Below are 24,824 nucleotides of genomic sequence, written 5' to 3'. Positions count from 1 at the left end.
CAGGGGCGGGGGTCAGATCAAGGGGGCCGGCAAAAAAGGCCGGTCAGGCGTTCTTCGCCGTTTCCGCCAGCTCACGGTCGCCCTGCCGCTTTGCCTTGTGAGACTTAATGCTGCGATCGAAGATCGACTTGGCAAGGATGCCGCCACCGACGAGAACGGCACCGGGCACGGACTTGGTTGCCATCTTCGCCAGCGCGACCGTGGCCAGCTTGCTGGAGATGCTGCGCCCCTGGACGATCTTCTTCGCCCCGTGCTCGCTGTAGCGGCGCTTCAGCAGCGTCTTCTGCAAGGTCCCGCGTACGACGTAGGAACTTGCCCGCATGATGATGTCCGCAATCAGCAGGTTGGTCGCGGGATTCGTGCTCGGCCCCGGGACGCCGGGTTCGTTGCCCGGCTTCTTGTGCTTGTGCTTGATTTCCTCGGCAGCCTGCCTGTTCGATTCCTTGGCCACGTGATGCTCCTTCCCGCCGGGGCGGCGAAGGGCCGGCCGGCTGCTACTTCTTGCGCCCGAAATCGACTTCCACGACATTCGAGCCATCGTTCCTTTCCGCAACGGATGGGTCGGAAACCTGTTCCGCCCCGGTCCTGCGGACGTCGTTCTCCGCATCTTCGTGCCGCGCGGGTTCGATGTCGGTGGCAACGGCCTGGAACTGCAGTCCGAAATCCACTGCCGGATCGACGAAGGCGGTGATCGCGGAAAAGGGTATCTGCAGCTTGGACGGCATCTGGTTGAAGCTGAGCCCGACGGAGAACCCGTCTTCCGCGACGTTGAGATCCCAGAACTTGTTCTGCAGGACGATCGTCATCTCATCGGGAAAGCGTTCGCGCAGGTGCGGGGGAATCGAAACGCCCACCGCGCCAGTCTTGAAAGTGATGTAGAAGTGGTGGTTGCCCGGCAGGCTCCCGCCGCCGCGCTCTACTTCGCCCAGCACGCGGCCGACCACGGCGCGCAGCGCTTCCTGGACGATCTCGTCATAGGGGATCAGGCTGTCGGGCGTCTCGCTCATGCGCTGACAAGTGCCGTCCGGGCCGCGGCCGGTCAAGCGCAAACGCATTTTTCGCAAGCCGTTGATTCCCCCGGCCGCTTGCCTATAGGCGCTACGCATGCGCACCGGCCGGATTGCTCGCAAGACCAGTGAAACCGACATCCTTGTCGAGGTGAACCTCGATGGGACGGGCCGGTACGATATCGAAACCGGGATCGGCTTTCTCGATCACATGGTGGAACAGTTCTCCCGCCATTCGCTGATCGACGTCACGCTGAAGGTGAAGGGCGATCTGCACATCGATCAGCACCACACCACGGAAGACAGCGCGATCGCGCTGGGCCAGGCGCTGGACCAAGCACTGGGCGACAAGGCCGGGATCGGCCGCTACGGCAGCGCCTATTCCCCGATGGACGAAACGCTGGCCCGCGTCGCGCTGGACATTTCCGGGCGGCCCTACCTCGTGTGGAAGGCCCGTTTCACGCAGGAAAAGCTCGGCGCATGGGACACCGAACTGGTTGAACACTGGTTCCATTCCGTGGCGCAGGCTGCCGGGATCACGCTGCACGTCCAGCTGCTCTACGGTCAGAACAACCATCACGTCTGCGAAGCGATCTACAAGGGATTCGCCCGCGCGATGCGCACGGCGGTGGAACTGGACCCGCGCAAGGCAGGGGCCATTCCGTCCACCAAGGGACAGCTGGGCGGCTGATGTCCGAAGCAATCGCCCTGATCGATTACGGCGCGGGCAACCTCCATTCGGTCCACAACGCACTGAAGGCGGCCGGCGCGCAGCGCATCGCCGTCACCGCCGATCCGGAGATCGTTCGGGGGGCTGAGCGCATCGTACTGCCCGGCGTCGGATCGTTCCGCGCCTGCGCGCAAGGGCTGAAGGCGATTTCCGGCCTTGTCGAAGCGATGGAAGAGCGGGTGATGAAGGGCGGCGTGCCGTTCCTCGGCATCTGCGTCGGCATGCAGTTGCTGGCCGACCGGGGCTTCGAGCACGGCGCGACCGACGGGCTCGGCTGGATTTCGGGGGAGGTCCACCCGATTGAGCGGACCGACCCGGCAATCAAGGTGCCGCACATGGGCTGGAACGACGTCGCCCAGATGCCGCACCACGACGGGGCCGAACTGATCGAGCCGGGGGAAGCCTATTTCCTCCATTCCTATCATTTCGTGGCTGAAGACGGGCACGACGTGGCGGCAATGACCGACCACGGCGGCGGCCTTGTGGCCGCCGTGGCCCGCGACACCATGCTCGGCGTGCAGTTTCACCCGGAAAAAAGCCAGCGCTACGGCATCAGCCTGCTGGAGCGGTTCCTGGAGTGGAAGCCCTAGCTTGGGGAACCCGCGCCGCTGAATAGCCGTCTCCCCCCAAAGAAGGAGACGAAGCGGTCATGAGCTTTCCCGTTGACCGGCTGGTCATCACCCCGGACGCCATCGACATATCGAAAAGCCCGCTGGCCGGGACGATCGAAGCAGAAACCCGCGTGCTCGGCGCGTTCAATCCCGGGTTGACGGTGCTGCCCAGCGGCAACCTGCTGCTGATGGTCCGCGTAGCCGAAGGGCTGAAAAAGCCGATCCACGGAGGCAAGGTCCACGCGATCCGCTGGGATGCCGATGCGGGCTACACGCTCGACGCCTGGCCGCTGGAACTGGCCGACACCGCCGATCCGCGCCGGTTCGTGCTCCATTCGGCCGGATGGAAAGTGGTGGTGCCCACGTCGCTGTCCTGGCTCCTGCCGGTGGAACTGAGCGCCGATGGGCTCGATGTGGTCGCGATCCACTATGACAAGACCATCGCGCCTGAGGGCAGCTGGCAAAGCTTTGGCATCGAAGATCCGCGGATCAGTCGGATCGAGGGGCGGTACTGGATGACGACCGGCTCCGTCAGCCCGGAACGGCAATCGGTCACGCTCTATATGTCCGAAAATGGACTCGACTGGGACTTCCAGGGGATCGTGCTCGATCACCAGAACACCGACATGGCCCTGTTCGAAGGGCTGATCGATGGCAAGTACTGGGCGCAGACCCGGCCACTGGGCGAATCCTGGTACGCCTATTCGCCAGACTGTGAATACCGCCCCGGCCCGTCGATCAACCTCGCGGCCAGTCCGGATGCGCTCCACTGGCAGCCGTGCCTCCACCCCGGCATCCGCCCGCACGCCTTCACCAAGGATACGGCGCGGATCGGCGGCGGCACTCCGCCGATCATGACGGAGATCGCGGGCCAGCGCGGCTGGCTGACGCTGTGGCACGGGGCGGAGCCGCACGGGCTGGTCGGCATCTACCGCACGTACTGGTCGCTGCTCCATCCCGAACGGCCATGGGAATGCATCGCCACCCAGCATCCCCCGCTGATGGAGCCGAACCCGGACCTGACTCGCCCGCTGGACGACAGCGCGATCCTGTCCGGCATCGTCTTCACCACCGGTATCGTGGAGCGGGAGGATCACTTCATCGTCGCCAGCGGCGAAGCGGAGCTTGCCTGCCGGATCACGCACCTGCCGAAGGACGCTTTCAAGCCGGCCTGACCGCTGCTAGGCGCGGTGCCATGATCGTCTTTCCCGCCATCGACTTGAAAGCCGGCCAGGTGGTTCGCCTGGCCGAAGGGGACATGAACCGCGCCACCGTCTACGGGGATGACCCGGCGGCCCAGGCCGCGCTGTTTGCGCAGTCCGGGGCAAGCCATCTCCACGTGGTGGATCTCGACGGCGCGTTCGCTGGCGAAAGCCGCAACCGCGCCGCGGTGGAAGCAATCGTCGGCCGGTTCCCCGGCTCCATCCAGCTTGGCGGCGGGATTCGCGATGCCAAGGCGGTTGAAGGCTGGATCGCGCTGGGCGTCGCCCGGATCGTTATCGGCACTGCTGCGCTGACCGATCCGGAATTCGTCCGCGCCATGGCCCGCGCCTTTCCAAACCAGATCGTCGTTGCGGTCGATGCGCGCGATGGAATGGTCGCGACCGCGGGCTGGGCCGAAGTTTCCGACGTCCCCGTGGCGGAGATGGCCAAACGGTTCGAGGATGCAGGCGTTGCCGCGCTGCTGTTCACCGACATCGGCCGCGACGGGCTTCTGAAAGGCTGCAACGTCGAAGCGACGGTGGAGCTTGCCCGCAGCACCGACCTGCCGGTGATCGCCAGCGGCGGCGTGGCGTGGATCGCGGACATCGAACAGCTGGTGCCTCATGAGAAGGACGGCATCGAAGGAGTGATTACCGGCCGCGCGCTGTACGATGGACGGCTGGATCTGGCCGAAGCGCTGCAAGTCGCCGGGCGGGTCGCCCAGCCATGACCGTCCGCGTCCGCGTGATCCCCTGCCTCGATGTGGCCAACGGCCGCGTGGTGAAGGGCGTCAACTTCGTGGACCTGAAGGACGCAGGCGACCCGGTCGAACAAGCCCAGGCCTACGATGCCGCCGGGGCGGACGAATTGTGCTTCCTGGATATTTCCGCCAGCCATGAAGGGCGCGGGACCTTGCTCGACATCGTCCGGCGCACGGCGGCGGTGTGCTTCATGCCGCTGACGGTCGGCGGCGGGGTTCGCTCCGTGGGGGATGCCCGCGCGCTGCTTCTCGCGGGCGCGGACAAGGTCGCGGTCAACAGCGCGGCGGTTTCCCGGCCCGAAGTGGTGGCCGAAATCGCGGCGCGATTCGGCAACCAGTGCGTGGTCGCCTCGGTCGACGCGCGCCGCTCCGGCGAAGGATGGGAAATCTTCACCCACGGCGGCCGCCGCGCAACCGGGATCGACGCGGTCGAACATGCCGTGCGGCTGGCGGAACTGGGCGCGGGCGAATTGCTCGTCACCTCCATGGACGGCGACGGGACGAAAGCCGGATACGACCTGGCGCTCACCCGCGCGATTGCGGACCGGGTCAGCGTGCCCGTCGTCGCCAGCGGCGGGGTCGGCACCCTCGATCACCTGGTCGAAGGAGTGACGCAAGGCCATGCGAGCGCGGTGCTCGCTGCCTCGATCTTTCACTTCGGCACCCACAGCGTCGCCGAAGCCCACGCAGCCTTGAGAGCGGCCGGACTGCCCGCCCGAGGCTAATGACGGTTGAACGCGCCCGGGGCCCGGCGTACCGATACCCGCATGGACACGCTCTCCCGCCTCGAAACCACGATCGCCGAACGCCGCGCCGCCGCGCCGGAATCCAGCTACGTCGCCCAGCTTAACGCCCGCGGCCTGCCGGTAATCGCCCGCAAGCTGGGGGAGGAAGCGGTCGAAACGGTAATCGCCTCCCTTTCCGGCAACCGCGAGGAACTGATCGGTGAAGCGGCGGACGTCCTGTTCCACCTGATGGTCCTGCTGGGCGCGAAGGACATCCCGCTGGCCGATGTGCTGGCCGAACTCGACCGGCGCGAAGGTACATCCGGCCTCGCCGAAAAAGCCGCCCGGAAAAACACTTCAGGGGACGCATGATGGCAATCGACCCGGCTCAGCCCTACGATGACCAGAACATCTTCGCCAAGATCCTGCGCGGCGAAATACCGTGCAACAAGGCCTATGAGGATGAGTGGTCGCTCGCCTTCCACGACATTGCGCCGCAGGCGCCGCAGCACATCCTCGTGATCCCCAAGGGGTCTTACGTCAGCTGGGATGACTTCTCCCAGCGTGCCGGCGCGGATGAGATCGCCGGGTTTGTCCGCGCCGTCGGGAAGGTTGCGCGGGACAACGGGCTCGTCCAGCCCGGCTACCGCTTGCTGGCCAACGTCGGGAAGGACGCCGGGCAGGAAGTGCCGCACCTCCACGTGCACCTGTTTGGCGGAAAACCGCTCGGCCGGATGATCGCTGCCTGAGGACACTCCGGAGGCGTCCGTCGTTCGGGCGCCACCCGTCGGCCCGGCCGCGCTTGCCAGTGGTCTCTCCGCTCCGTTAAGAGTGCGCGCAATGACCACATCTCCCACGCCGCCGGGCGGATCGTTCGAAGGGCGGCTCCATCTCTTCCCGGTGCGCGTCTATTACGAAGACACCGATCTTTCGGGGATCGCTTATCACGCAGGCTATCTCCGCTGGTTTGAGCGGGGGCGGTCCGACATGCTGCGGCTGCTGGGCGTCGATCAGCGCGCCGCGATTGAAGACGGGGAAGGGCACTATGCGGTCGCGGACCTGGCGATCCGCTATCTTCGGCCCGCGCGGCTAGACGATGTGCTGATCGTGGAGACCTGCGCGCTCGAAATTCGCGCCGCCAGCATCCGCTTGCGGCAAACCGCCATGCGCGACGGGGAGCCAATTGCTTCTGCAGACGTGCGCGTCGGCTTCCTCGGACCGGACGGACGCCCGAAGCGGCAACCCGAAAGTTGGAGAAAGGCATTCCAGATACTCATTGCCCCGGATAAAGACTGCGCATGACTGTTCTTTCCTTGCTTGCCGCCGCAACCGCCACCCCGGGCCGGCTCGATCCCGTCGGACTGTTCCTCGATGCCGATATCGTCGTGCAGGTGGTCATGATCGGACTGCTTCTCGCCAGCATCTGGTCGTGGACGATCATCGTCAGCTTCTCGATGCGAATCGCCCAGCTTCGCCGCCGCTCGGGCGCGTTCGAAAAGGAATTCTGGCGGGCGGAGCACCCGGAAAAACTGATCGCGGGCAAGCGGCTCGACAATCCGTCTGCCCGAGTCGCCGCATCCGGCATCAGTGAGCTGGAGCGTTCGACCAAGGCAGTGAAGATCGACCGGGAGGCGACCCGGCACCGAGTCGCACTGGCGATGGAAGGGCAAGTCGCGATCGAGGCGGATACCTTGTCCGAACGGCTGAACTTCCTGGCGACGACCGGATCGGTCGCGCCGTTCGTCGGCTTGTTCGGCACCGTCTGGGGCATCATGAACAGCTTCTTCCAGATCGGGCAGCAGCAAAGCACGTCCCTTGCCGTGGTCGCGCCGGGCATTTCCGAAGCGCTGTTCGCCACCGCCATCGGCTTGTTCGCAGCCATTCCGGCGGTGATCGCCTACAACCGATTCAGCCACAGGGTGAACGCGTATGAGGCCCGTCTCCAGCGCTTCGCCGATCGGCTGAACGCGCAGATCAGCCGGGAACTGGAGGGGGCCTGATGGCCATGGGCCTGCACAATTCGTCGCGCCGGGGCCGCTCGTCCCGCCGCGCGCCGATGGCGGAAATCAACGTTACCCCGCTGGTCGATGTGATGCTGGTGCTGCTGATCATCTTCATGGTCGCAGCCCCGCTGCTCGCGTCGGGGGTTCCAGTGGAGCTGCCCGACAGCCGGGCAAACCCGATCGACCAGGAACCGGACCAGATCACCGTCTCGATCGATGCGGAAGGGTTCATCTTCATCGATGAGGATCAGGTCCCGGTCGGCGGATTTCCGCAAGCGCTCACCGCGATCCAGCCCGAAGGCGGCCAGATCCCGCTGGTTACGCTGCGCGCTGACCGCGCGCTCGATTACGGCCGCGTGATGGCGGTGATGGGTGAACTCAACCGCGCCGGGTTCAACAGCATAACGCTGGTCACAAACGGTTCATCGGAAGCCCCATAGCCCCTAGCCATGGCAGCGCTCGCAAATCTTCGCCGGGAAGAACGCTACGGGTTGGCCATCGCGGTTGCAGCGCATGTCGGCCTTGCGGGCGTGCTCCTGCTTCAGCCGTCGACGCCCGAACCGCCTGTTCCGCAGCAGGAACGGATGACCGTCAGCCTGGCGGACGAAGTCAGCCTCACTTCGACCGCGCCCGATCCGGTGGCAGAGCCTCCGGCGGCGGTCGCCCCGATCCTCGCGCCAGAACCCGCTCCGCCCGCTCCAGCGCCCGTTGCACAGCCGGAACCCGCCCCGGTGCCGGAAGTCAGCCCACCGACGCCGAGAGCGCCGCCTCCGCCGCCCCCTCCGAGGCCGCGCGCCAGTCCCAGACCCGCGCCGCGCCCCAGTCCCACGGCCGCACCCCGGCCGCAGCCGACCGCAAAGCCCAGCGCCGCGCCGCGCGCAGCGGCTCCGGCAAGGCAGACTCCCGCCCGCTCGCAAGCGCAGCCCGCTCCGAAACCGACGACGGGCGGCGGCAGTCGGATCGGGGATGATTTTCTGGCAGGCGTGGGCGCAAGTGAGCGAGCCGAGGCACAGGGCACTCCGGCTTCGGAAATCGGTCCTTCGGAGCGCGCATCGCTTGGCCAGGCGATCAGCCGTCAGTTGAAGCCGCACTGGGCGCCGCCAGACGGCGTGGACGTGGAAAAGCTGGTCACGGTGGTGCGGTTCCGGCTCAACCGGGATGGCAGCCTCAGCGGCGCGCCCCAGATCGTGCGGACCACCGGCGTCACCGATAGCAATCGGGCCCAGAAAGACCGGTACGAAGAACAGGCCGTTCGCGCCGTGCGCCTTGCCGCGCCGTTCAACTTGCCCGAACAGTATTACGACGGCTGGAAGGTCGTGAACTCAAATTTCGATTACAGGCTCTCCCAATGACCCGATCTCTCTTTCTCGCTTCCCTGCTTTCCACCGCGCTGCTGGCGGCCACGCCCGCCGCCGCGCAGCTGGCGCCGGAGGCTCCTCCACCGACCGCCCCGGCTGCCGAGCTTGAAGAGGAAGGGCTGTCGGTCACCGTCTCGGCGGAAGGCAACTGGCAGGATATCGGCATCGCGATCCCCGCCTTCGCCACCAACCGCGATCAGCCGACCCCAGCCAATGCGCAGGGAACCGCCGCGCTGGGCCAGGAAATCGCCCAGGTCATCTACAACGACTTGCGGTTCAACGGCTTGTTTCAACCGGTCGGGCCCGACAACCTGCCGCGCCCCGCCTATGACCAGATCACGTCGCCTGCGTGGGGATCGTGGGGTGCGCGTTCCGCTGAAATGCTGGTCCACGGCTATGTCCGTCCCGGGGCGAACGGCAACCTGACGGTCGGCTGCTATCTCTACGACGTTCGGCTGCAGGAAGAGCTGGTCCGGCAGGGCTGGGAGTTTGCCCCTACCGAGTGGCGCCGGGCCGCGCACAAGTGCGCCGACCTGGTCTATTCGCGCTTGTCCGGGGAAAGCCCGTTCTTCGACAGCAAGATCGCCTACATCGCGGAGACCGGCCCGAAAGACCGGCGCGTGAAGCGGCTGGCGATCATGGATTCGGACGGAGCCAACCACCGCTTCATCACCAACGGCCAGGCAACCGCGCTGACCCCGCGCTATTCGCCCGACTACAGCCAGATCGTCTATCTGAGCTATGTCGACGGCAATCCAAGCATCTACATCTACGATATCGGCACGGGCAAGCAGCAGCTCGTCACGCGGAGTGAGAACCCGACGCTCGCTCCCCGCTGGTCACCGGATGGGCGCTACATCCTCTATTCGATGGCGGTGGCGGGGAACACGGACATCTACCGCGTGCCGGTCGGCGGCGGGCGTAGCGTGCGGCTGACCGACAGTCCGGGGATCGACATCGGCGGGTCCTACTCCCCCGATGGATCGCAGATCGTGTTCGAAAGCGACCGGTCCGGCAGCCAGCAGATCTACGTGATGGGCGCCGATGGATCGGGCCAGCGGCGCTTGAGCTTCTTCGGCGGCCGCGCGGCTACTCCGGAATGGAGCCCGCGCGGAGACCAGATCGCCTTCACGCACGTCGCCGGAAACCTCCGAGTCGCGGTGATGAACCCGAACGGCCGCGGAATGCGTCACCTGACCGACGGCTGGCAGGACGAAGCGCCGACCTGGGCACCCAACGGCCGCATTGTCCAGTTCTTCCGGACCCAGCCCAATTCAGGTGAAACATCCCTGTGGCAAGTCGATCTGACCGGCAGCAACTTGCGCCGCCTGCCGACCCCGGTGGGCGCATCGGACCCGGCGTGGGGACCGGTTTTGCCCTGAATGCGTTGAGCATTGACTGGAAAGGTCACGGGACGGGAAGTCGGACCAGAACTTTGACGAGGAGGAGGAAGATATGAAAAGACTTGCTGTTACCGTTACGGCCGTGAGCCTGCTTGCCTTGGGCGCATGCTCCAAGAAAGCCCCGGAGCAACTGCCGCCGCCTCCCGCTGCTCCGGTTCAGACCGCTGCCCCGGTTGCCGCCGCGCCGCAGGCTCCCGGCATGGCTCCCGGCTCGCAGGGGCACTTCCGCCAGGCGATGAGCGGGCGGGACGTGATCTACTTCGACACCGACCAGTACAACGTCGATGCCGAAGACGCGGCCGCGCTGCGCCAGCAGGCGCAGTATTTGCTGCAGTACCCGAACGCCCGCGCCCGGCTGGAAGGCCACGCCGATGAACGCGGCACGCGCGAATACAACCTCGCTCTTGGGGAACGCCGGGCCAACGCGGCGAAGAACTACCTGATCGGGCTGGGCATTCCGGCGACCCGGCTGACCACGATCAGCTACGGCAAGGAACGCCCGGATGCGCTGGGCTCCAACGAATCGTCCTGGGCGCGCAACCGCCGCGCGGTGACGGTGGTCGTCGAGTAGTTACTGGAGCGTAAAGAACGCCGGGAACGCCGGCAGCTTGGCCGACACGATGGGTGCGGCGATCTCGGTCGCCGCGCCCGCTTCGTTCCATGCGGGGGTTGCCCCCTCGGTGCCGAAAACGGATACGAACGCCATCATCGCACAGACGGAGAGCACGGCGGAGAGAGTCAGCTGCTTGCTCATGGGAGTTCTCGATTTGCGTTGCGCGCCAGATAATCCCTTGGGCGGCGTTTGCAAAGCAGCCAATCTTTACCCGCTTGTCCGAATTGTATCGGAACTTCCCTTTTCAGCGCCGTGTGTGATCTCTACATCGGCACGAATGACCCGGATATTCCTGTCATGAGCCGCTCCGGCCGTTCCATGGACTGGGGCTTTCCCCGCTGGCGTGGATACGAATCCGGGCGCGAGGCAGCCAACGTGCGCCTGTGCGACCGGCACGGCTGCACCGATGTGGGCAATTGCCCCGCACCCAAGGCGCCGAACAGCCCGGAACGTTGGCATTTCTGCCAGAAGCACGCCGCCGAATACAATTCGAGGTGGGACTATTTCGCGGGCCTTGAAAAGGCCGAGGCGCAAGCTCGCGAAAAGGCGGAGCGGAACGAGAACGCCGGTTATGCCGAAGCATCGCACTATGGCTGGGCGGGGCCGGGCGACGGCAATCGCAGCGCCGATGAAATGCGCGCGCTTGGCGTGTTCGACCTGGAATCCGACGTGGACTTCGAAACGATCAAGAAGGCCTGGCGCGCCAAGGCGAAGGAACTCCACCCCGACGTGCGCCCGAACGATGCCGAAGCGGCCAAGGCGTTCCAGGCCTACCAGGTGGCCTACGAAGTCCTCCGCCAGGCTGAGGAACGGCGCACCTGGAAGGGCTGAAGCAGCCCGGCTAGACTGCCGCGAGAGCTTGATCGAAATCGGCGATCAGGTCACCCGCGTCCTCGATCCCGATGGAGATCCTCACGAGGTTGTCCGTAATCCCCAGCGCCCGCTTGCGCTCCGCCGGGACTGACAAGTGCGTCATTGCCGCCGGATGGCTGGCGAGCGTTTCGGTTCCGCCAAGGCTGACTGCCAGCTTGGCGACGCACAGCGAGTCGAGGAACCGGAACGACTCCGCCTCCCCGCCTTTCACGAACAGGGAGAACGTGCTGCCCGCTCCGGTGCAATGGCGGCGGAAGATGTCCTGCTGGTGCGAATCCTCGATCATCCCGAGATAGCCGAGCCCGTCCACCTTCGGGTGGTCCTTCAGGAAAGCGCAGACCGCCGCGGCGTTGCGCCCGGCCTTTTCCATCCGAATTTCCAGCGTTTCCAGGCTGCGCAGCAGCATCCACGCGGTGTTGGGATCGCAGATCGTGCCCATCGTGTTCCGCAAAGCGCGGATCGGGTCCATCATCGCCTTGCTGCCGGAAAGCCCGCCGGCGACGAGATCCGAATGCCCGCCGGCATACTTGGTCAGCGAATAGACCACGATGTCCGCCCCGTGCTTCAGCGGCCTTTGCCACAAGGGCCCAAGGAACGTATTGTCGATCGCGACCGGCGGCCTGGCTTCCTCGCCTTCGAAGGCGGCATCGCGCGCGGCGGCGACTGCCTCGATATCGACCAGCGCGTTGGTGGGATTGGCCGGGCTTTCCAGATAGACCAGCGCCAGCTTGCCGCCCTGCCGCGCCGCCTGCTCCTTCGCCCGGGCGATGACCGAGTCGATTTCCTCCCGCGAAGCCCCGGCCGGGAAATCGAGATAGGTGACGCCGTACTTGCCCAGAACCTTCCCGATGAACCCTTCGGTCGCCGCGTAAAGCGGACCGGAATGAACCACCACGTCGCCCGCGCTGCACCAGGCCAGCAGCAGCGTGGCGATGGCGGACATTCCGGATGAGAACACCAGCGCGTCCTCCGCGCCGTCCCAGATGCCGAGCCGGTCCTCGAGAATTTCCTGGTTGGGCCCGTTGAACCGGGAATAGACCAGCCCTTCGGCGCCGCCTTCGCGCACTCCCGTGATCCGCTCAAAATGCCGCTTGCCGGCTTCCGCGCTTTCGAAGGCGAAGGTGCTGGTCAGGAAGATCGGCGGCTTCAGCGATCCTTCCGACAAGGCAGGATCGTAGCCAAAGCCCATCATCAGTGTGGAGGGCTTCAGCTCCCGCCCGCCAAGCGTGGTCACTTCGGGCTTTGGCTTGCGCCGCGGAGTCGGCGTGTCGATCGGATCGGTCATGGTTGCGAGTGTAACCGCTGACCGCCTGCGAGGCGAGATGCTTCAGACAAGTGCCACCGATTGGCAGCGCCTGCCCGCTGGCGCGCGTGCCGTGTCCGGCGGCGGGGCTTGCCGCTCTCTTCCGTTTCTTCCAGATGGTCCTCTCACGTACGAAGGCGTCTATAATGACGTCATCGGTTTTGGGATGGAGCAGCGGATATTGGGCTCGCGCACAAATGGGGCGGCGGAAACAAGCGGCACGAGGCTCAGACGGATCCATCGCGATCAGCTCCGACTAGGCATGCATATCCACGCCTTCGACGGGTCGTGGTTCAGGCACCCGTTCTGGAAGCGCGGTTTTCTGCTCCAGCGGGAAAGCGATCTGGCGAAGGTGCTTGCCAGCAATGTCGAAACGCTCCTGATCGACACGTCGAAAGGCTGCGACTTGCCGCGCCCGGCGGAAGCGGAAGCGGTACCGGCGACCTTGCCCGACGGGGTGCGCGCGCAGGACGAGAAAACCGCCGCGGCGATGCAGGTCCTGGACCGTTCCAGGGAGGCAATGCGGGAAATTCTCGACCCGGCGCGGCTTGGGAAGGCGATCCAGTCCACCGCCGTCCTGTCCGTCGTCGAAGACGTCGCTACCTCGATCGAGGGCAATCGCGATGCTCTTCTCACGGTCCTGCGACTCAAGGCGAGGGACGAGTACACCTATCTTCATTCCGTTGCCGTCTGTGCGCTGATGATCAATCTCGCGCGTCAGCTTGGGCTCGACAGGCAAACGTCGGCAGATCTGGGGATGGCGGGCCTGCTGCATGACATCGGCAAGCTGCTGATCCCCACGGCCGTGCTCCACAAGCCGGGCCGGTTGACCGATGAGGAGTTCGCGCTGGCGCAAACCCATGTGATGGAGGGTTGTCGGCTGCTGCGCGGGATGGACAACCTTCCGGCGGTCGCGCTGGACGTGTGCCAGCACCACCACGAAAAGATTGACGGGACGGGCTATCCTTACGGGCTCCAGGCAGAGCAGATCAGCCGGGAGGCACGGATGGGAGCGATTTGCGACGTCTACGACGCCGTGACATCCATTCGCCCATACAAGGAAGCCTGGCCGCCGGTGGAAGCGATTACCCGCATGCGGCAATGGACCGGGCATTTCGACCCGCAGCTCCTGTTCGCGTTCATGCTGAGCATCGGCGTGTTCCCGGTCGGCCTCGTCGTTCAGCTGCGCAAGGACCGGCTCGGCGTCGTCATTGAGGGCGGCCGGTACGGAACAAGCCCGAAGGTCCTGGCCTTCTATTCAACCCGCGAGCGGACGTTTACCCGCACCGAACTCATCGTCGCGGGGGGCGGTCGCTCGGGCGATATCCTCGCCGAGGCTGACCCGGCTGCCTGGGGCATCGAGCAAGAGAAGATCGACAGCCTCGTGAAGATGGGAGCCCAGTGGGTATAGGATCGGCAGATCAGGCGGCCTCCGGCGCTCAATCTGCACGCCGCTGTTCGCCTCCTGCCCGGACCGTACGCAGGATCTGCCTGACGAGCGGCCCAGCGCGCAAGCAGCGTGTCGTAAACCTGTACCAGAGGCTGTTTCCTACAGCGCCCGACCACGCCAGACCGGGAAAGGCTCTTTTCCATCGTCGGTTTTCCGCCCCAACTGCTGCGCAATATTCATCCACTCACGCGAACGAACATTTCTTTTTCGCGGAAACGCCTCAGGTGTCGCGCTGAACGGGAAAACCCGCGGAAATCCGGGCTGAACAGGCTGCAGAACTCGTCAGTCCCGACTGTCAACCTGTGTCAGGTGTGTAAACCTCAGCCGCATTTTTCCGGCTCGGCAGGGTCCTAGAAAATCCCGCCGCCCAGCATCAGCCGGATCGTGGCAAGCACGAACACGATCAGGCAGAAGTTACGCCCCCCGTTGCGGGATGACATCGCGCCAATGACGGTGCCCACCAGCGCGATCGGCAGGACGAACCAGTTGCCCCAGCCCAGCAGAGGAAGGGTGGCTGGGATCGCCAGCAGCAGGGCGACCACGCCAATCACTATCGAAAGCAGGTTCAGCATGGCCGCGAATATGCAACGTGCGGTCCGCCGGGGCAACCGGCTGTCCGCTGGCATCCCCGGTGTAAACCGTCCATTCACGGCGCAAGGGAGAAACACGGGCCATGAACCACGACATTTCGCTTTCCCGCCGGGCGCTGCTGCGCAACGGAGCCGCGCTGGGCGCAGGCGCCGCCCTGACTGCGCTGCCGTTCGGCGCCCCGCTGCTCGCGCAAGGTACGGACGCGTGGCCTCGGGTCGAGGCGCTGATCGCGCAATATGTCGACACGCGCCGGGTGGCCAACATGGTCGCCGCGCTGGGGCAGGGGCAGCAGGACCCTGTGTTCCTTGCCCGCGGCACGGACGGATTGGGCTCGCAGCGCTTGTCGGACGCGGACAGCCTCTACCGCATCTATTCGATGACCAAGCCGATTACCGGAATGGCGGCGATGATGCTGGTGGACGAAGGCAAGCTCGGCCTCGACCAGCCGCTGGCCGAGATCCTGCCGCAGTTCGGCGCGATGCAGGTGCAGACGGTCTATGACGGGCCAATCACGCCGGACAATCTGGCGCCCGCCGTCCGCCCGATCACGATCCGCATGCTGCTGACCCACACTTCGGGCCTTGGTTACGGCATCGTGCAAAGCGGACCGATCGCGCAGGCCTATCTTCAGCGCGGCCTCGTGCCCGGCGTCGTCAGCCGGATCGAGGTGCCGGGCCTGTTCCGCGGCAAGCCGATCCGCAGCCTGTCCGCCTTCGTCGATGGACTGGCGCAGCTGCCGCTTGTTTATCAGCCGGGCACGCGCTGGTCCTATTCGGTCGGGTTGGACGTGATGGGCCGGGTGATCGAGGTCGTCTCCGGCCAGAGCTTCGACGCATTCCTGCAACAGCGCATATTCGATCCGGTCGGTATGCCCAGCACGTTCTTCCAGGTACCTGAACGCGAGGTCTACCGGCTGACCACCAACTACCTCGTCGCCGGGAAGCTGCTGCTGCCGATTGACTTGCCGCAGAACTCGATCTTCCTCGACCCGCCACCGTTTCCGTTCGGCGGATCGGGGCTGGTCAGCTCCCCGCGCGATTACGACCGCTTCCTGCAGATGCTCGCCGGGTACGGCGAAATCGAAGGACGCCGGGTGATGAGCGAGGCAGCGGTCCGGCTCGGCACGTCGAACCTCCTGCCGGATACGCTCGATCCGGCCGATCCGTTTGCGCGCGATTTCGCATTCGGCGCAGGCGGACGCGTCGGTCGGGGCGCGGCCGAAGGGATTTACGGCTGGTTCGGCGCGGCCGGAACGGCGGGGCTGGTCGATATGCGGAACGGCCTGCGCCACAGCCTGTTCACCCAATACATGCCCAGCACCGCTTATCCCGTGCCCGAACAGTTCACCGCCGCCGTCGCCGCTGACGCAGCTGCAAGGGCGAACGCATGAGCAGGCCGGTCCCGTTTACCGGCAGCCGGATCGACCGCGCGGACCACCTCCGCGCCGATCCCGAGGCGCTGGCCTTGTTGCTGAAGCAGGACGCGCTGCTGCTGAAACTGGACGGCCTGCTGCCAGAGCTGGATTCAGCGGGCGGGCTGGTCTGGGCGCCGCTGGATGAGGCTTCCCGCACAGCAGAACTCGTGTTTCTCGGCCTACGGGACGGCACGCCCGCGTTCGCGGCCGTACCGACTGTGGGCGATGCCGATCCGGCTTACGCCCGCAGCCGAACCTGGGAAGCAATCGCCCTTCTGCCGGACGAAGATCTCGCGGTGTTCGGCGGGGTCCGCAGCTTGCTCGATTGGCATGCCCGCTACCGCTTCTGCGCCGTGTGCGGCGGCGACACCGTACCCGCGAAAGGCGGCTGGCAGCGCAACTGCGCCAGCGCCGACTGCGGCGGACAGCATTTCCCGCGCGTGGACCCCGTGACCATCATGCTGGTCGAACACGAGGCCGACGGGGAGCGACGCTTGCTGCTGGGGCGCCAGCCACGCTTTCCGCCGCGCCGGTACTCCGCGCTCGCCGGGTTTGTCGAACCGGGCGAATCGATCGAGGAAGCCGTCGCGCGTGAGGTGGAGGAGGAAGCGGGCGTCCGCGTGGGCGATGTCACGTACATCGCCAGCCAGCCTTGGCCATTCCCCGCGCAGCTGATGATTGGCTGCTACGCCAAGGCCCGCAGCGATGCGCTGACGATCGACCGTACCGAACTGGAAGATGCGCGCTGGTTTACGCGCGCTGAAGTGGCGGATGCCTTGGCAAAGGGGGAGGAAAGCGACACCTTCATTCCCCCGCCGCGCCAGGCAATCGCTCGTCACTTGCTGGAATGGTGGATGGAGAACTGATGGATCAGGACGTAACTCAGCCGAAGACCCCGGTCGTCATCGACATCTGGTCGGACGTGATGTGCCCGTGGTGCGCCATCGGCTATGCGCAACTGGAAACGGCGCTGCGGCAGCTGGAAGGCGAGATCGACGCGAACATCCGCTGGATGCCGTTTGAGCTTAATCCCGATGCGCCGGCCGAAGGCAAGTCACAGGCAAAGCATGTGGCGGAGGTTTACGGCCGATCGCTTGACGAGGTCGCGCAGATGCGCGCCCAGATCGAAGAGTCCGCCAGGCGGGTCGGTTTTTCGATGGATTACGAAGGGGAGGGCGAACCGCCCGAGCCGATGATGTGGAACACCTTCGACGCGCACAAGCTGCTGCGCTGGGGCTTGGCGCAGGCCGGTCCGGAAGCGCAGACCAGACTGGAAAAGGCACTGTTCCGCGCCCACTTCAGCCAGCGGCGCAATGTCAGCGACCGCGGTGTACTGCTGGACATCGCGGCGAGTGAGGGATTGGATCGCGAGAGTGCGGCCGAAGCGCTGGACGATCCGGCGCTCGCGACGGCAGTAAGACTGGAGCAGAAACGCGGGGTGGACAGCGGCATTCGCTCAGTCCCGAGCTTTGTCGTCAACGGGCGCTACCTGATCCAGGGTGCACGCGAGCCGGAAGCCTACATTGCCGCCTTGCGGGAAGTCGCTGCCGCGTAAGCGGCCACGATCGCGCGATCAAGGAAAGCAAGCTCCTGCCGATCGGATCGGCAGGAGCCAAAGCATTTACTGGGAAGGGCTGGAACCCGCGCCCTTGTCGTTCAGGTGCGCGGCCGTTTTTGCACCCTTGCGTGCGTCTTCGGCGGGATTGTCGCCGCCGGTCGCGCGCTCGACCTCCTGGCCGGTCAGCGTGCCTTCGGCTCGCTTCTGCTCGGCACGAGTGCCGACATCGCGGCTGATTTGTCCCCCGGCGCGGCCTTGCTGCGAGACCATGCCGCCTTCGGTGAGTTCATCGATCAGTTCGTTGTCGGGATGGCGGGATTGACGTTCTGGCATGGAAATTCTCCTTTCCCCACCAACGGTTTGCCCCCGTCTCGCGTTCCGTCACACGTGCTTCAGACCAAGCCGAGACGGTGCAGCTTTGCGAGCAACAGGCCCGGCAGCGGTTCGTCGGCCATTTCTTCGGCAGTCAGATCGCGCGGGGCGTCGTGATCCTCAAGGTAACGCCAGCCCTGGTGGGCCCGCTTGGGCCGGGATTCGACCAACACCAGGCGCGGGGCAAGGCGAATGGTCCAGCGCCCATCATCCCGCTGATCGAATCCGAGGATCGGCGTGCGCGCGACCAGTGCATGGCTGACGATCCAGTAAAGCGATCCCCCGGCCATCTCCTCGTGTCGTTTCGGCAAATAGCGGGTGGAGGTGCTCGCCTCCTCCTGTCCTTCGATGCGCTGGCGCAGGGCTGCGACGCTGGAGGCGCGAAAGGCGATCTTGGTCATGTGCAGGGGCATGGAAGGAAGATAGGAACCTCTTCCTAGCCGACCAGTCCCGTCGCCACCGCCAGCCCCAGAAACGCAAGGAATCCCATCGAATCCGTCGTCATTGTGACAAAGATCGAGGAGGAGATCGCCGGATCGACGCGCAGCCGCTCCAGCGTCAGGGGGACCAGCACGCCCGCAATCCCGGCGATCAGGATGTTGGCCATCATCGCCAGCCCGATGACCATGCCGAGGTGCCAGGCAAGATCGACGGGACCGCCGTTCTGCCACACGCCAAAAATCAGGCTGACCGCGACGGCGATCACCACCGCGATACTGATCCCGTTGAGCAGCGCGATTGAAAGCTCGCGCCGCACTGCGCGCCAGGTGTTGCTGGCGGTCAGCTGGTTGGTGGCCAGCGCACGCACGGTGACCGCCAGCGTCTGGGTACCCGCGTTGCCGCCGATCCCGGCAACGATCGGCATCAGCACCGCCAGCGCCACCATCTGCGCGATCACGTCTTCGAACCGTGAGATGATGAACGAGGCGACCGAGGCAGTGGCGAGATTGGCGATCAGCCAGCGGACCCGCGCAGCATAAGCTTCGCGGATCGGCTCGTTGATATCGCCTTCGCCGGCACCGGACAGCAGCAGCGCGTCCTCGCCCGCTTCTTCGGAGATGATGTGGACGATGTCGTCCACCGTCAGCTGACCGACCAGCCGCCCGCTTCCGTCCACGACCGCAGCGGAAATGAGCGCGTACTTCTGGAAGCGAAGCGCCACTTCCTCCTGGTCCATGTTGACCGGGATCAGCGTCTGGTCGCGCTTCATCACGTCCGTCAGCTTCACATGGCGCGGCGCACGCAGGATCCAGGACAGCTGGCAGCTGCCCACTGGGCGGTGGGTGTGATCGACGATGAACACTTCCCAGAAATCGGTCGGCAGCTCATCGCGTTCGCGCATGTAGTCGATCAGGTCGCCAACCGTCATGTGTTCCGGTACCGCGACCAGCTCCCGCTGCATCAGGCGTCCGGCACTTTCTTCCGGGAAGGACAGCGCGTTTTCGATGACCGCGCGATCTTCGGGATCGAGCGCATCGAGCACGGCGCGCTGATCGGCCGGCTCCATGTCCTCGATCAGCTGGACGGCGTCGTCCGTGTCGAGTTGTTCGGCGATCTCCGCGACGGCCGAGGCGGGCAGGGCCTCAAGCATGTCGTCGCGAACGTAATCGTTCAGCTCGGCGATGACCTCGCCGCTCAGGAGGTCGGTAATGGCCCGGGCCAGCAGCTTTCGCCGCTCCGGATTGAGCAGCTCGAACAAGTCGGCGATGTCGGCCGGATGCAGCGGCTCGACCAACTCGTAGACCAGGGTGTCGTCGCCTTCGTCCAGCGCTGCGCGGACGCTGTCGACGTAATCGGCCTTCAGGCGGTTTTCCTCGTCGAACTCTGCCTGTTCGGCCGGTTCGGCGGGAGGCGCCACCAGCTCGGGCAGGTCTTTGAGTTCGGGATCGGCCATCGGCGGCTGTCCTATTCTGGTGCGCTGCAAAAGCAAGGCGTCAGCGCTGCCGTACGTGACTTTGCGCGCACGCTTCCTATATCGGCCGCTTGCAACCCGAAGGAGATGGCCGATGGCTGAAAAGCTCACCCTTACGCTCGACACCAACAACGAACAGGGCGGCGACGTCGTGATCCGGCTGCGGTCCGATCTCGCGCCGGAACACGTCCAGCGCATTACCGAATTGGCGCAGGAAGGTTTCTACGACGGCGTGGTGTTCCACCGCGTGATCCCCGGCTTCATGGCTCAGGGCGGCGATCCGACGGGAACCGGAATGGGCGGATCGCAAAAGCCGGACCTCAAGGCCGAATTCAACACAGCCCCGCACGTGCGCGGCGTCTGCTCGATGGCGCGGTCGCAGAACCCGAACAGCGCGAACAGCCAGTTCTTCATCTGCTTCGACGATGCCCGTTTCCTCGACCGGCAGTACACCGTCTGGGGCGAGGTGGAGAGCGGGATGGAGCATGTCGACGCGCTGCCCAAGGGTGAACCGCCGGCCAATCCCGGCAAGATCGTGAAGGCGACTGTCAGCTGATTTTTAGGGGCGCTTCGGCGCCCCTTTTTATGCCCGGTGCGGAACTCTTTGCGGCCGCTCACGCTCAAGGGAAAACAAGGAGTTTACCAATGGCTGAAGACCGCAAGGCGACATTGTACCGGATGATCCTGCCCGATCACACGTGCCCGTTCGGGGTGCGCGCCAAGAACATGCTGGAGCAGGCTGGCTACCAAGTGGACGACCGGATCCTGCACTCCCGCGAGGAGACGAACGCCTACCAGCAGAAGGAAGGGGTCTCGACCACGCCGCAAGTTTTCATCGGTGGAGAGCGGATCGGCGGAAGCGAAGAACTGGAGCGCTATCTGGCGAACCACTGAGCCTAGCCCCGCTGGCACGGTTCGGCCAGTAGTTCCGCCAGGAACAGTATGCCTGGTCCGGGTCCGCTTAGGCGGTGGCCCGAACCAGGCATGCTTGTGAGATCAGGGGCTTACGGGAACATTGTCGTCGTCATCGTCGATCTTGTCGGCGATGAAGATGCCTGCTGTGATCAGCACGAGACTGCCGACTACCAGCATGGCTCCCATTCCCTGCTCGGCGATTTCCTCAGCCGAGACGACCTGCGCCGCTGCGCTCTGCGTCATTACAGGCGCAATTGCCAGCGATGCGGCCGCGGCCGCGAGTCCAAGTTTCCTGGTCTTTTGCATCATACACTCCCTCATGTCCGTCTTATCGGCGCGTCTGCTTAGCTTTTAAGTTGCGAAGCGTGAAGTGCGGATGCGCAAGACAGGGAAGAATTGCAGCTCTACAGGTGTGCGCTGACCAACCAGTCATGGAACATCCGCACCGGCCGCTGCTCCAGGTCGACCGGGCGGCAGACGAACCAGTAGCTGTAAGGGCTGGCGATCTCGGTCCCGGCAAACAGCTTGGCCAGCCGGGGATCGTTGTTCCGCTTCAGGTGATCGTCGTGCATGACCGCGATACCGAGTCCTTGCGCCGCCGCTTCCAGGATGAGCTGGCCGGAATCGTAGTGGTCCAGCGGTGGCAGCAGCGCGGTGAAGCCCAAGGCCCTTTTCCACGCATCGAAACTCAGCGGCATGTCCGTGTGGGCCAGGAACGTTTGCCCCTCCAGGGCATCGAACGCCGGCTCCGTGCCGATTTCCGCCGCAATATCCCGGCTGCAGATCGCGTGCAGGGTATTTTCGTCAAGACGTACCGAGTGCAAGCCTTGGTTTGGCTCCGTCATCAGCAGGATAGCGGCATCAAGCGTATCGCCCACCCGATCGATCAGGTGCGGCCCGGTGTCGACATCGATATGAAGCCGGGGGTGCAGCTTGCGCAGTTCCGGCAAGCGCGGGAACAGGCGCTGGGTTCCAAACAGCGGCAGCACGCCAAGGCGCAGGCGCAGGAGCTGAAGATTTTCGGACTGGCCTTCCACCGCCACGGCCAAGGCTTCGAGATGCGGGGCCACCGCATCGTAGAAGGCGCGACCTTCATCGGTCAGCCGCATCGCCTGCTGGGAGCGGGAGAACAGCTTTTTTCCGGTGAAGTCTTCCAGATTCGCCACTCGGCGGGACAACGCCGACGGGCTTAGGCCGAGCTCCGCCGCCGCCGCCCGGGCAGAGCCGAGCCGGACGATCCGGACAAACGCTTCGAGCGCGCGGAGAGGTGGCAGACGACGCATGGTGGTAACTTCGAACTTGTTTACGGGGAACCTGCATTGAGGGATCGCGTCCCGCCTTCAGTGTCTCCCTGGGTGTTGCTGCGATGCAATATAGGAATTCCGACGGCGTTGTCAGTCCCGCTCTTCTAATTCCTCGGGGACAGGTGCGTGAAGCCGGAGCCGGGTGACATGAGTCTCGTCTCCGGCGGTCACTTCGATCCTCCAGCCGGTCGGGTGGTTCAGCATCGTACCGGGCTGCGGCACTTCCTCCGCCAGCACGAACGCGAGCCCGCCCAGCGTGTCGACGGCTTCCGCGATTTCCGCCAGCCGAGGGTCGCCGACAATCGTCGCCACGTCGTCCAGCTCAGCGCGTGCGTCCGCGTCCCACACGCCTTCGCTGACGCGAATCACCAGCTCGGCTGGAGCGTCGTCGTGTTCGTCCTCGATATTGCCGACGATTTCCTCGACCAGATCCTCGATCGTGATGATCCCGTCGGTGCCGGAATACTCGTCAACCACCACGGCCAGGTGCGTGCGGTGCGCGCGCATGTCGGCAAGAACGTCCAGCGCGCCGCGTGCCTGCGGGACATAGAGCGGCTGTCGCATCAGCAGGGTCCAGTCGGCCGGGGCCTTGCTGCCCCTGGCGAGGAACGGGAAGATGTCCTTGATGTGGACCATACCGACCACATGGTCGAGCGTTTCGCGGAAGACCGGGAGGCGCGAATGGCCATGCTCGGCAAAGGCACCCACCAGCTCGTCCCAGCTTGCGTCGTCGCGGATGGCGATGATCTGGCTGCGCGGGATTGCAATGTCGTCGGCATCGTGATCGCTGAAATGGAGCAGGTTACGGAGCATCGTCAGCTCGACCGGGGACAGATCGCCTTTGATCCCCTCGTCCGGTCGGGCAGGATGCTCCTCGTGCTCGTCGATCGCTTCCTCGATCTGCGCGCGCAGCGAAGTTTCACCCTCATCGCCGCCTACCAGGCGGCGAAGCGTCTTCCATAGACTGGGGCGACTGTCCGAATCTCCCGAGCCGGGATCGTCCGTCCTGGTACTGTCGGGCATTGCCCTCGTGCTCTCCCTGTTAACCTGTCTCAAGCGTCTCGGGGGCCATATGGGTCCCCGATCCCGAGAAGCGCAAGCGCCTTCGTCTCAAGTTCTTCCATCGCATCCGCATCACCGGGCGAAATCTCGTGATCGTGGCCCGCGAGGTGCAGCAGCCCGTGAACGATCAGGTGGGTCGCGTGCTCGTCCAGCGACACGCCCTTTTCAGCCGCTTCGCGCGCGCAGGTTTCCTGCGCGAGCGCGACATCGCCGAGCAGGATCGGCGGCCCGTCAGGCGCGATGCCAAGCAGATCGGCGCGGTCCAGCATCGGAAAGGACAAGACGTTGGTCGGCTTGTCCCGCTGGCGCCATTCGCGGTTCAGCTGGTGGATCTCCTCGTCAGACGTGAACAGCAGACTGGCCGAAAGCCGCGGGTTGGCAAGCTCTGGCGCAACCTGCGCGGCTGCATCCGCCGCACGTTCCGCCAGCACGTTCCACTCGCCTGCGGGCCAGGGGTGCTCAATGTCGATATCCAGTTCCACGCTCGTCCTCGTCATCCCGTGCAAGGGGAGACTCGCCCATCCTGCACGTGCGGATCTACTCCGCCTTGCCCTCGTACGCTTCGACGATCCGACCGACGATCGGGTGACGGACGACGTCGGCGGCGGTGAATCGGGCGACGCCGATGCCCTCCACCCCTTCAAGCCGGCCGACCGCATCGTGCAGGCCTGACTGCGTCATGCCGCCGGGGATATCGACCTGCTTCGGATCGCCGCAAACCACCATTCGGCTGTTCTGGCCGAACCGCGTGAGGAACATCTTCATCTGCTCACGCGTGGTGTTCTGCGCTTCGTCCAGGATCACGAAGGCATCAGCCAGCGTCCGCCCGCGCATGAAGGCGATCGGCGCGATCTCGATCTCCCCGCTGGCGAGCCGCCGGTCGACTTGTTCGGGCGGCATGCAATCGTACAGCGCGTCGTACAGCGGGCGCAGGTACGGATCGACCTTCTCCTTCATGTCACCGGGAAGGAAGCCCAGCCGCTCCCCCGCCTCGACCGCCGGGCGCGACAGAATCAGGCGCTGCACGCTGCCGGTGATCAGCTGGCTGACGGCCTGCGCCACCGCGAGGTAGGTCTTGCCCGTTCCCGCCGGACCAAGCGCGAAGATGATGTCCTTGCTCGTCAACTGGCGCATGTAATCGACTTGCGCGCCGGAACGGGGGGCAATTGTCTTGCGCCGCGTGCGGATCATGATCGGCGGCGAATCGGTGCGGCCGGAAATGATCCCCTCGAGCGTCGGCTCGCTGGACATCGCGATCAGCGCCTCGATGGCGCCGGCGTCGATCTCCTGGCCGGTCAGCAGCCGCTCGTGCATGGCTTTCAGCACTTCGCGGGTGCGGGCGACATCGTCTTCCGGGCCTTCGATCAGGATCTTGTTCCCGCGGGCGCCGATGTAGACGCCAAGCCGGTTTTCGATCTGGACCAGATTGGCGTCGAATTCCCCGAACAAGGCGCCGAGCACGGCTTGTTCAGCAAACTCTACCTCGGCCCGGGCGCGCCGGGAGGAGGATCGGCGATCCTCCGGGTGGTCCAGCGCATCGCGCCGGACATCGCGGGTCGCCGACTGGGGGTCGGCGCGGTCGGGTTTACGGGGCATGCGCTCCTTTCGAATAGGTCATCCGAAGATAAGCGCGAGGTGACGCGAGACAAGCGCAGGA

33 protein-coding genes are annotated in these 24,824 nt (G+C 65.2%); 20 read left to right on the top strand and 13 right to left on the bottom strand.

Annotation, left to right across the window (positions count from 1 at the left end):
• Nucleotides 1–43: 43 nt before the first annotated feature.
• A complete protein-coding gene (locus ELY13_RS00620) occupies nt 44–451 on the bottom strand; it encodes a hypothetical protein (protein WP_126171953.1) in 408 nt (135 codons plus the stop codon).
• 43 nt (nt 452–494) lie between these two features.
• Complete coding sequence (locus ELY13_RS00615; RefSeq protein ID WP_126171952.1) at nt 495–1,007, bottom strand: SspB family protein; 513 nt, start codon at nt 1,005–1,007, stop codon at nt 495–497.
• A gap of 97 nt (nt 1,008–1,104) precedes the next feature.
• Here ELY13_RS00615 and hisB point away from each other — a divergent pair, with 97 nt between their 5' ends.
• The 13 genes from hisB to pal all read left to right on the top strand — a co-directional run bounded on the left by hisB (nt 1,105) and on the right by pal (nt 10,371).
• Nucleotides 1,105–1,698 (top strand): imidazoleglycerol-phosphate dehydratase HisB, encoded by a 594-nt coding sequence (gene hisB, locus ELY13_RS00610; protein WP_126171951.1) that lies wholly within the window; start codon nt 1,105–1,107, stop codon nt 1,696–1,698.
• Nucleotides 1,698–2,327, top strand: a complete 630-nt coding sequence (gene hisH / locus ELY13_RS00605; protein ID WP_126171950.1) for an imidazole glycerol phosphate synthase subunit HisH — start codon at nt 1,698–1,700, stop codon at nt 2,325–2,327. The genes hisB and hisH overlap by 1 nt, the downstream gene beginning before the upstream one ends.
• A 59-nt stretch (nt 2,328–2,386) precedes the next feature.
• Complete coding sequence (locus tag ELY13_RS00600) at nt 2,387–3,523, top strand: glycoside hydrolase family 130 protein (RefSeq protein ID WP_126171949.1); 1,137 nt, start codon at nt 2,387–2,389, stop codon at nt 3,521–3,523.
• A 20-nt stretch (nt 3,524–3,543) separates the two neighbouring features.
• Entirely contained in the window at nt 3,544–4,281 is a 738-nt protein-coding gene (gene hisA / locus ELY13_RS00595) for a 1-(5-phosphoribosyl)-5-[(5-phosphoribosylamino)methylideneamino]imidazole-4-carboxamide isomerase (protein WP_126171948.1), read from the top strand.
• Nucleotides 4,278–5,036 (top strand): imidazole glycerol phosphate synthase subunit HisF, encoded by a 759-nt coding sequence (gene hisF, locus ELY13_RS00590; RefSeq protein ID WP_126171947.1) that lies wholly within the window; start codon nt 4,278–4,280, stop codon nt 5,034–5,036. Before hisA ends, hisF begins: the two co-directional genes overlap by 4 nt.
• A 42-nt stretch (nt 5,037–5,078) precedes the next feature.
• The gene (locus ELY13_RS00585) at nt 5,079–5,408 is read left to right on the top strand and encodes a phosphoribosyl-ATP diphosphatase (protein ID WP_126171946.1); all 330 of its coding nucleotides are present in this window, start codon (nt 5,079–5,081) and stop codon (nt 5,406–5,408) included.
• Complete coding sequence (locus tag ELY13_RS00580; RefSeq protein WP_126171945.1) at nt 5,408–5,785, top strand: histidine triad nucleotide-binding protein; 378 nt, start codon at nt 5,408–5,410, stop codon at nt 5,783–5,785. The genes ELY13_RS00585 and ELY13_RS00580 overlap by 1 nt, the downstream gene beginning before the upstream one ends.
• Before the next feature lie 91 nt (nt 5,786–5,876).
• Nucleotides 5,877–6,338: a YbgC/FadM family acyl-CoA thioesterase gene (locus ELY13_RS00575; protein ID WP_126171944.1), complete on the top strand. Its 462-nt coding sequence runs from the start codon at nt 5,877–5,879 to the stop codon at nt 6,336–6,338.
• The gene (gene tolQ, locus ELY13_RS00570; protein WP_126171943.1) at nt 6,335–7,036 is read left to right on the top strand and encodes a protein TolQ; all 702 of its coding nucleotides are present in this window, start codon (nt 6,335–6,337) and stop codon (nt 7,034–7,036) included. Before ELY13_RS00575 ends, tolQ begins: the two co-directional genes overlap by 4 nt.
• Nucleotides 7,036–7,479, top strand: coding sequence for an ExbD/TolR family protein (locus ELY13_RS00565; protein ID WP_126171942.1), 444 nt, complete (start codon nt 7,036–7,038; stop codon nt 7,477–7,479). Before tolQ ends, ELY13_RS00565 begins: the two co-directional genes overlap by 1 nt.
• Before the next feature lie 9 nt (nt 7,480–7,488).
• Nucleotides 7,489–8,391: a TonB C-terminal domain-containing protein gene (locus ELY13_RS00560; protein WP_126171941.1), complete on the top strand. Its 903-nt coding sequence runs from the start codon at nt 7,489–7,491 to the stop codon at nt 8,389–8,391.
• Nucleotides 8,388–9,779 (top strand): Tol-Pal system beta propeller repeat protein TolB, encoded by a 1,392-nt coding sequence (gene tolB, locus ELY13_RS00555; RefSeq protein WP_126171940.1) that lies wholly within the window; start codon nt 8,388–8,390, stop codon nt 9,777–9,779. The genes ELY13_RS00560 and tolB overlap by 4 nt, the downstream gene beginning before the upstream one ends.
• Before the next feature lie 73 nt (nt 9,780–9,852).
• Complete coding sequence (pal, locus tag ELY13_RS00550) at nt 9,853–10,371, top strand: peptidoglycan-associated lipoprotein Pal (RefSeq protein WP_126171939.1); 519 nt, start codon at nt 9,853–9,855, stop codon at nt 10,369–10,371.
• Here pal and ELY13_RS00545 read toward each other — a convergent pair whose 3' ends face one another.
• On the bottom strand, nt 10,372–10,554 hold the full coding sequence (locus ELY13_RS00545) for a hypothetical protein (protein WP_126171938.1): 183 nt from the start codon (nt 10,552–10,554) through the stop codon (nt 10,372–10,374).
• 156 nt (nt 10,555–10,710) lie between these two features.
• Between ELY13_RS00545 and ELY13_RS00540 the strand changes: the two genes are divergently transcribed.
• The gene (locus ELY13_RS00540) at nt 10,711–11,244 is read left to right on the top strand and encodes a J domain-containing protein (RefSeq protein WP_126172219.1); all 534 of its coding nucleotides are present in this window, start codon (nt 10,711–10,713) and stop codon (nt 11,242–11,244) included.
• Between the two features lie 10 nt (nt 11,245–11,254).
• Here ELY13_RS00540 and ELY13_RS00535 read toward each other — a convergent pair whose 3' ends face one another.
• Nucleotides 11,255–12,571, bottom strand: a complete 1,317-nt coding sequence (locus tag ELY13_RS00535) for a cystathionine gamma-synthase family protein (RefSeq protein WP_126171937.1) — start codon at nt 12,569–12,571, stop codon at nt 11,255–11,257.
• Between ELY13_RS00535 and ELY13_RS00530 the strand changes: the two genes are divergently transcribed.
• The gene (locus ELY13_RS00530; RefSeq protein WP_126171936.1) at nt 12,570–14,000 is read left to right on the top strand and encodes an HD domain-containing phosphohydrolase; all 1,431 of its coding nucleotides are present in this window, start codon (nt 12,570–12,572) and stop codon (nt 13,998–14,000) included. The two genes, ELY13_RS00535 and ELY13_RS00530, sit on opposite strands and share 2 nt — an antisense overlap.
• Nucleotides 14,001–14,389: 389 nt before the next feature.
• Here the strand turns inward: ELY13_RS00530 and ELY13_RS00525 are convergent, their stop codons facing one another.
• Entirely contained in the window at nt 14,390–14,611 is a 222-nt protein-coding gene (locus ELY13_RS00525; RefSeq protein WP_126171935.1) for a hypothetical protein, read from the bottom strand.
• A 101-nt stretch (nt 14,612–14,712) separates the two neighbouring features.
• On the opposite strand from ELY13_RS00525, the gene ELY13_RS00520 reads away from it, so the two are divergent.
• Genes ELY13_RS00520 through ELY13_RS00510 form a run of 3 tightly spaced genes read left to right on the top strand, consistent with a single transcriptional unit; the run spans nt 14,713 to nt 17,599 of the window.
• Complete coding sequence (locus ELY13_RS00520) at nt 14,713–16,020, top strand: serine hydrolase domain-containing protein (protein ID WP_126171934.1); 1,308 nt, start codon at nt 14,713–14,715, stop codon at nt 16,018–16,020.
• Nucleotides 16,017–16,910 carry an NAD(+) diphosphatase gene (gene nudC, locus ELY13_RS00515; protein ID WP_126171933.1) on the top strand — a complete coding sequence of 298 codons (894 nt, stop codon included), beginning with the start codon at nt 16,017–16,019 and terminating at the stop codon, nt 16,908–16,910. The genes ELY13_RS00520 and nudC overlap by 4 nt, the downstream gene beginning before the upstream one ends.
• On the top strand, nt 16,910–17,599 hold the full coding sequence (locus tag ELY13_RS00510; protein WP_126171932.1) for a DsbA family oxidoreductase: 690 nt from the start codon (nt 16,910–16,912) through the stop codon (nt 17,597–17,599). The genes nudC and ELY13_RS00510 overlap by 1 nt, the downstream gene beginning before the upstream one ends.
• A 66-nt stretch (nt 17,600–17,665) precedes the next feature.
• Here ELY13_RS00510 and ELY13_RS00505 read toward each other — a convergent pair whose 3' ends face one another.
• From ELY13_RS00505 to mgtE, 3 genes are read right to left on the bottom strand one after another with little or no spacing between them, the layout of a single operon-like run.
• On the bottom strand, nt 17,666–17,935 hold the full coding sequence (locus tag ELY13_RS00505) for a hypothetical protein (protein WP_126171931.1): 270 nt from the start codon (nt 17,933–17,935) through the stop codon (nt 17,666–17,668).
• A gap of 59 nt (nt 17,936–17,994) precedes the next feature.
• Entirely contained in the window at nt 17,995–18,387 is a 393-nt protein-coding gene (locus ELY13_RS00500; RefSeq protein ID WP_126171930.1) for a DUF1489 family protein, read from the bottom strand.
• Nucleotides 18,388–18,410: 23 nt separating this feature from the next.
• Nucleotides 18,411–19,868: a magnesium transporter gene (gene mgtE / locus ELY13_RS00495; RefSeq protein WP_126171929.1), complete on the bottom strand. Its 1,458-nt coding sequence runs from the start codon at nt 19,866–19,868 to the stop codon at nt 18,411–18,413.
• A 112-nt stretch (nt 19,869–19,980) separates the two neighbouring features.
• Between mgtE and ELY13_RS00490 the strand changes: the two genes are divergently transcribed.
• Nucleotides 19,981–20,442, top strand: coding sequence for a peptidylprolyl isomerase (locus ELY13_RS00490; RefSeq protein ID WP_126171928.1), 462 nt, complete (start codon nt 19,981–19,983; stop codon nt 20,440–20,442).
• 89 nt (nt 20,443–20,531) lie between these two features.
• Entirely contained in the window at nt 20,532–20,780 is a 249-nt protein-coding gene (locus ELY13_RS00485) for a glutaredoxin domain-containing protein (protein ID WP_164549663.1), read from the top strand.
• Nucleotides 20,781–20,882: 102 nt separating this feature from the next.
• On the opposite strand, the gene ELY13_RS14880 is transcribed toward ELY13_RS00485, so the two are convergent.
• The 5 genes from ELY13_RS14880 to ELY13_RS00465 form a co-directional block, all read right to left on the bottom strand.
• Nucleotides 20,883–21,044 (bottom strand): hypothetical protein, encoded by a 162-nt coding sequence (locus ELY13_RS14880; protein WP_164549662.1) that lies wholly within the window; start codon nt 21,042–21,044, stop codon nt 20,883–20,885.
• Nucleotides 21,045–21,205: 161 nt separating this feature from the next.
• On the bottom strand, nt 21,206–22,084 hold the full coding sequence (locus ELY13_RS00480) for a LysR family transcriptional regulator (protein WP_126171927.1): 879 nt from the start codon (nt 22,082–22,084) through the stop codon (nt 21,206–21,208).
• A gap of 111 nt (nt 22,085–22,195) precedes the next feature.
• Entirely contained in the window at nt 22,196–23,128 is a 933-nt protein-coding gene (locus ELY13_RS00475; RefSeq protein ID WP_126171926.1) for a hemolysin family protein, read from the bottom strand.
• Between the two features lie 29 nt (nt 23,129–23,157).
• On the bottom strand, nt 23,158–23,649 hold the full coding sequence (ybeY, locus tag ELY13_RS00470) for an rRNA maturation RNase YbeY (RefSeq protein WP_126172217.1): 492 nt from the start codon (nt 23,647–23,649) through the stop codon (nt 23,158–23,160).
• 55 nt (nt 23,650–23,704) lie between these two features.
• Nucleotides 23,705–24,763: a PhoH family protein gene (locus tag ELY13_RS00465; protein WP_126171925.1), complete on the bottom strand. Its 1,059-nt coding sequence runs from the start codon at nt 24,761–24,763 to the stop codon at nt 23,705–23,707.
• Between the last annotated feature and the right edge of the window lie 61 nt (nt 24,764–24,824).

Source organism: Altericroceibacterium xinjiangense (genome assembly GCF_003958635.1).
Taxonomy (GTDB): domain Bacteria; phylum Pseudomonadota; class Alphaproteobacteria; order Sphingomonadales; family Sphingomonadaceae; genus Altericroceibacterium_A; species Altericroceibacterium_A xinjiangense.
This window is presented reverse-complemented; position numbering and strand designations above follow the sequence as displayed.

Excerpts from the sequence above, each read along its gene's own strand:
- hisB (WP_126171951.1), top strand. The coding sequence starts at position 1,105 with ATGCGCACCGGCCGGATTGCTCGCAAGACCAGTGAAACCGACATCCTT.
- ELY13_RS00510 (WP_126171932.1), top strand. The coding sequence starts at position 16,910 with ATGGATCAGGACGTAACTCAGCCGAAGACCCCGGTCGTCATCGACATC.
- ELY13_RS00540 (WP_126172219.1), top strand. The coding sequence starts at position 10,711 with ATGAGCCGCTCCGGCCGTTCCATGGACTGGGGCTTTCCCCGCTGGCGT.
- tolB (WP_126171940.1), top strand. The coding sequence starts at position 8,388 with ATGACCCGATCTCTCTTTCTCGCTTCCCTGCTTTCCACCGCGCTGCTG.
- ELY13_RS00580 (WP_126171945.1), top strand. The coding sequence starts at position 5,408 with ATGGCAATCGACCCGGCTCAGCCCTACGATGACCAGAACATCTTCGCC.
- hisH (WP_126171950.1), top strand. The coding sequence starts at position 1,698 with ATGTCCGAAGCAATCGCCCTGATCGATTACGGCGCGGGCAACCTCCAT.
- ELY13_RS00585 (WP_126171946.1), top strand. The coding sequence starts at position 5,079 with ATGGACACGCTCTCCCGCCTCGAAACCACGATCGCCGAACGCCGCGCC.
- hisF (WP_126171947.1), top strand. The coding sequence starts at position 4,278 with ATGACCGTCCGCGTCCGCGTGATCCCCTGCCTCGATGTGGCCAACGGC.
- ELY13_RS00565 (WP_126171942.1), top strand. The coding sequence starts at position 7,036 with ATGGCCATGGGCCTGCACAATTCGTCGCGCCGGGGCCGCTCGTCCCGC.
- ELY13_RS14880 (WP_164549662.1), bottom strand. The coding sequence starts at position 21,044 with ATGACGCAGAGCGCAGCGGCGCAGGTCGTCTCGGCTGAGGAAATCGCC.
- ELY13_RS00505 (WP_126171931.1), bottom strand. The coding sequence starts at position 17,935 with ATGCCAGAACGTCAATCCCGCCATCCCGACAACGAACTGATCGATGAA.
- ELY13_RS00490 (WP_126171928.1), top strand. The coding sequence starts at position 19,981 with ATGGCTGAAAAGCTCACCCTTACGCTCGACACCAACAACGAACAGGGC.
- mgtE (WP_126171929.1), bottom strand. The coding sequence starts at position 19,868 with ATGGCCGATCCCGAACTCAAAGACCTGCCCGAGCTGGTGGCGCCTCCC.
- ELY13_RS00545 (WP_126171938.1), bottom strand. The coding sequence starts at position 10,554 with ATGAGCAAGCAGCTGACTCTCTCCGCCGTGCTCTCCGTCTGTGCGATG.
- ELY13_RS00575 (WP_126171944.1), top strand. The coding sequence starts at position 5,877 with ATGACCACATCTCCCACGCCGCCGGGCGGATCGTTCGAAGGGCGGCTC.
- ELY13_RS00475 (WP_126171926.1), bottom strand. The coding sequence starts at position 23,128 with ATGCCCGACAGTACCAGGACGGACGATCCCGGCTCGGGAGATTCGGAC.
- ELY13_RS00485 (WP_164549663.1), top strand. The coding sequence starts at position 20,532 with ATGGCTGAAGACCGCAAGGCGACATTGTACCGGATGATCCTGCCCGAT.
- nudC (WP_126171933.1), top strand. The coding sequence starts at position 16,017 with ATGAGCAGGCCGGTCCCGTTTACCGGCAGCCGGATCGACCGCGCGGAC.
- hisA (WP_126171948.1), top strand. The coding sequence starts at position 3,544 with ATGATCGTCTTTCCCGCCATCGACTTGAAAGCCGGCCAGGTGGTTCGC.
- ELY13_RS00520 (WP_126171934.1), top strand. The coding sequence starts at position 14,713 with ATGAACCACGACATTTCGCTTTCCCGCCGGGCGCTGCTGCGCAACGGA.
- tolQ (WP_126171943.1), top strand. The coding sequence starts at position 6,335 with ATGACTGTTCTTTCCTTGCTTGCCGCCGCAACCGCCACCCCGGGCCGG.
- ELY13_RS00535 (WP_126171937.1), bottom strand. The coding sequence starts at position 12,571 with ATGACCGATCCGATCGACACGCCGACTCCGCGGCGCAAGCCAAAGCCC.
- ELY13_RS00560 (WP_126171941.1), top strand. The coding sequence starts at position 7,489 with ATGGCAGCGCTCGCAAATCTTCGCCGGGAAGAACGCTACGGGTTGGCC.
- ELY13_RS00480 (WP_126171927.1), bottom strand. The coding sequence starts at position 22,084 with ATGCGTCGTCTGCCACCTCTCCGCGCGCTCGAAGCGTTTGTCCGGATC.
- pal (WP_126171939.1), top strand. The coding sequence starts at position 9,853 with ATGAAAAGACTTGCTGTTACCGTTACGGCCGTGAGCCTGCTTGCCTTG.
- ELY13_RS00530 (WP_126171936.1), top strand. The coding sequence starts at position 12,570 with ATGGTTGCGAGTGTAACCGCTGACCGCCTGCGAGGCGAGATGCTTCAG.
- ELY13_RS00615 (WP_126171952.1), bottom strand. The coding sequence starts at position 1,007 with ATGAGCGAGACGCCCGACAGCCTGATCCCCTATGACGAGATCGTCCAG.
- ELY13_RS00600 (WP_126171949.1), top strand. The coding sequence starts at position 2,387 with ATGAGCTTTCCCGTTGACCGGCTGGTCATCACCCCGGACGCCATCGAC.
- ELY13_RS00525 (WP_126171935.1), bottom strand. The coding sequence starts at position 14,611 with ATGCTGAACCTGCTTTCGATAGTGATTGGCGTGGTCGCCCTGCTGCTG.
- ELY13_RS00500 (WP_126171930.1), bottom strand. The coding sequence starts at position 18,387 with ATGCCCCTGCACATGACCAAGATCGCCTTTCGCGCCTCCAGCGTCGCA.
- ELY13_RS00465 (WP_126171925.1), bottom strand. The coding sequence starts at position 24,763 with ATGCCCCGTAAACCCGACCGCGCCGACCCCCAGTCGGCGACCCGCGAT.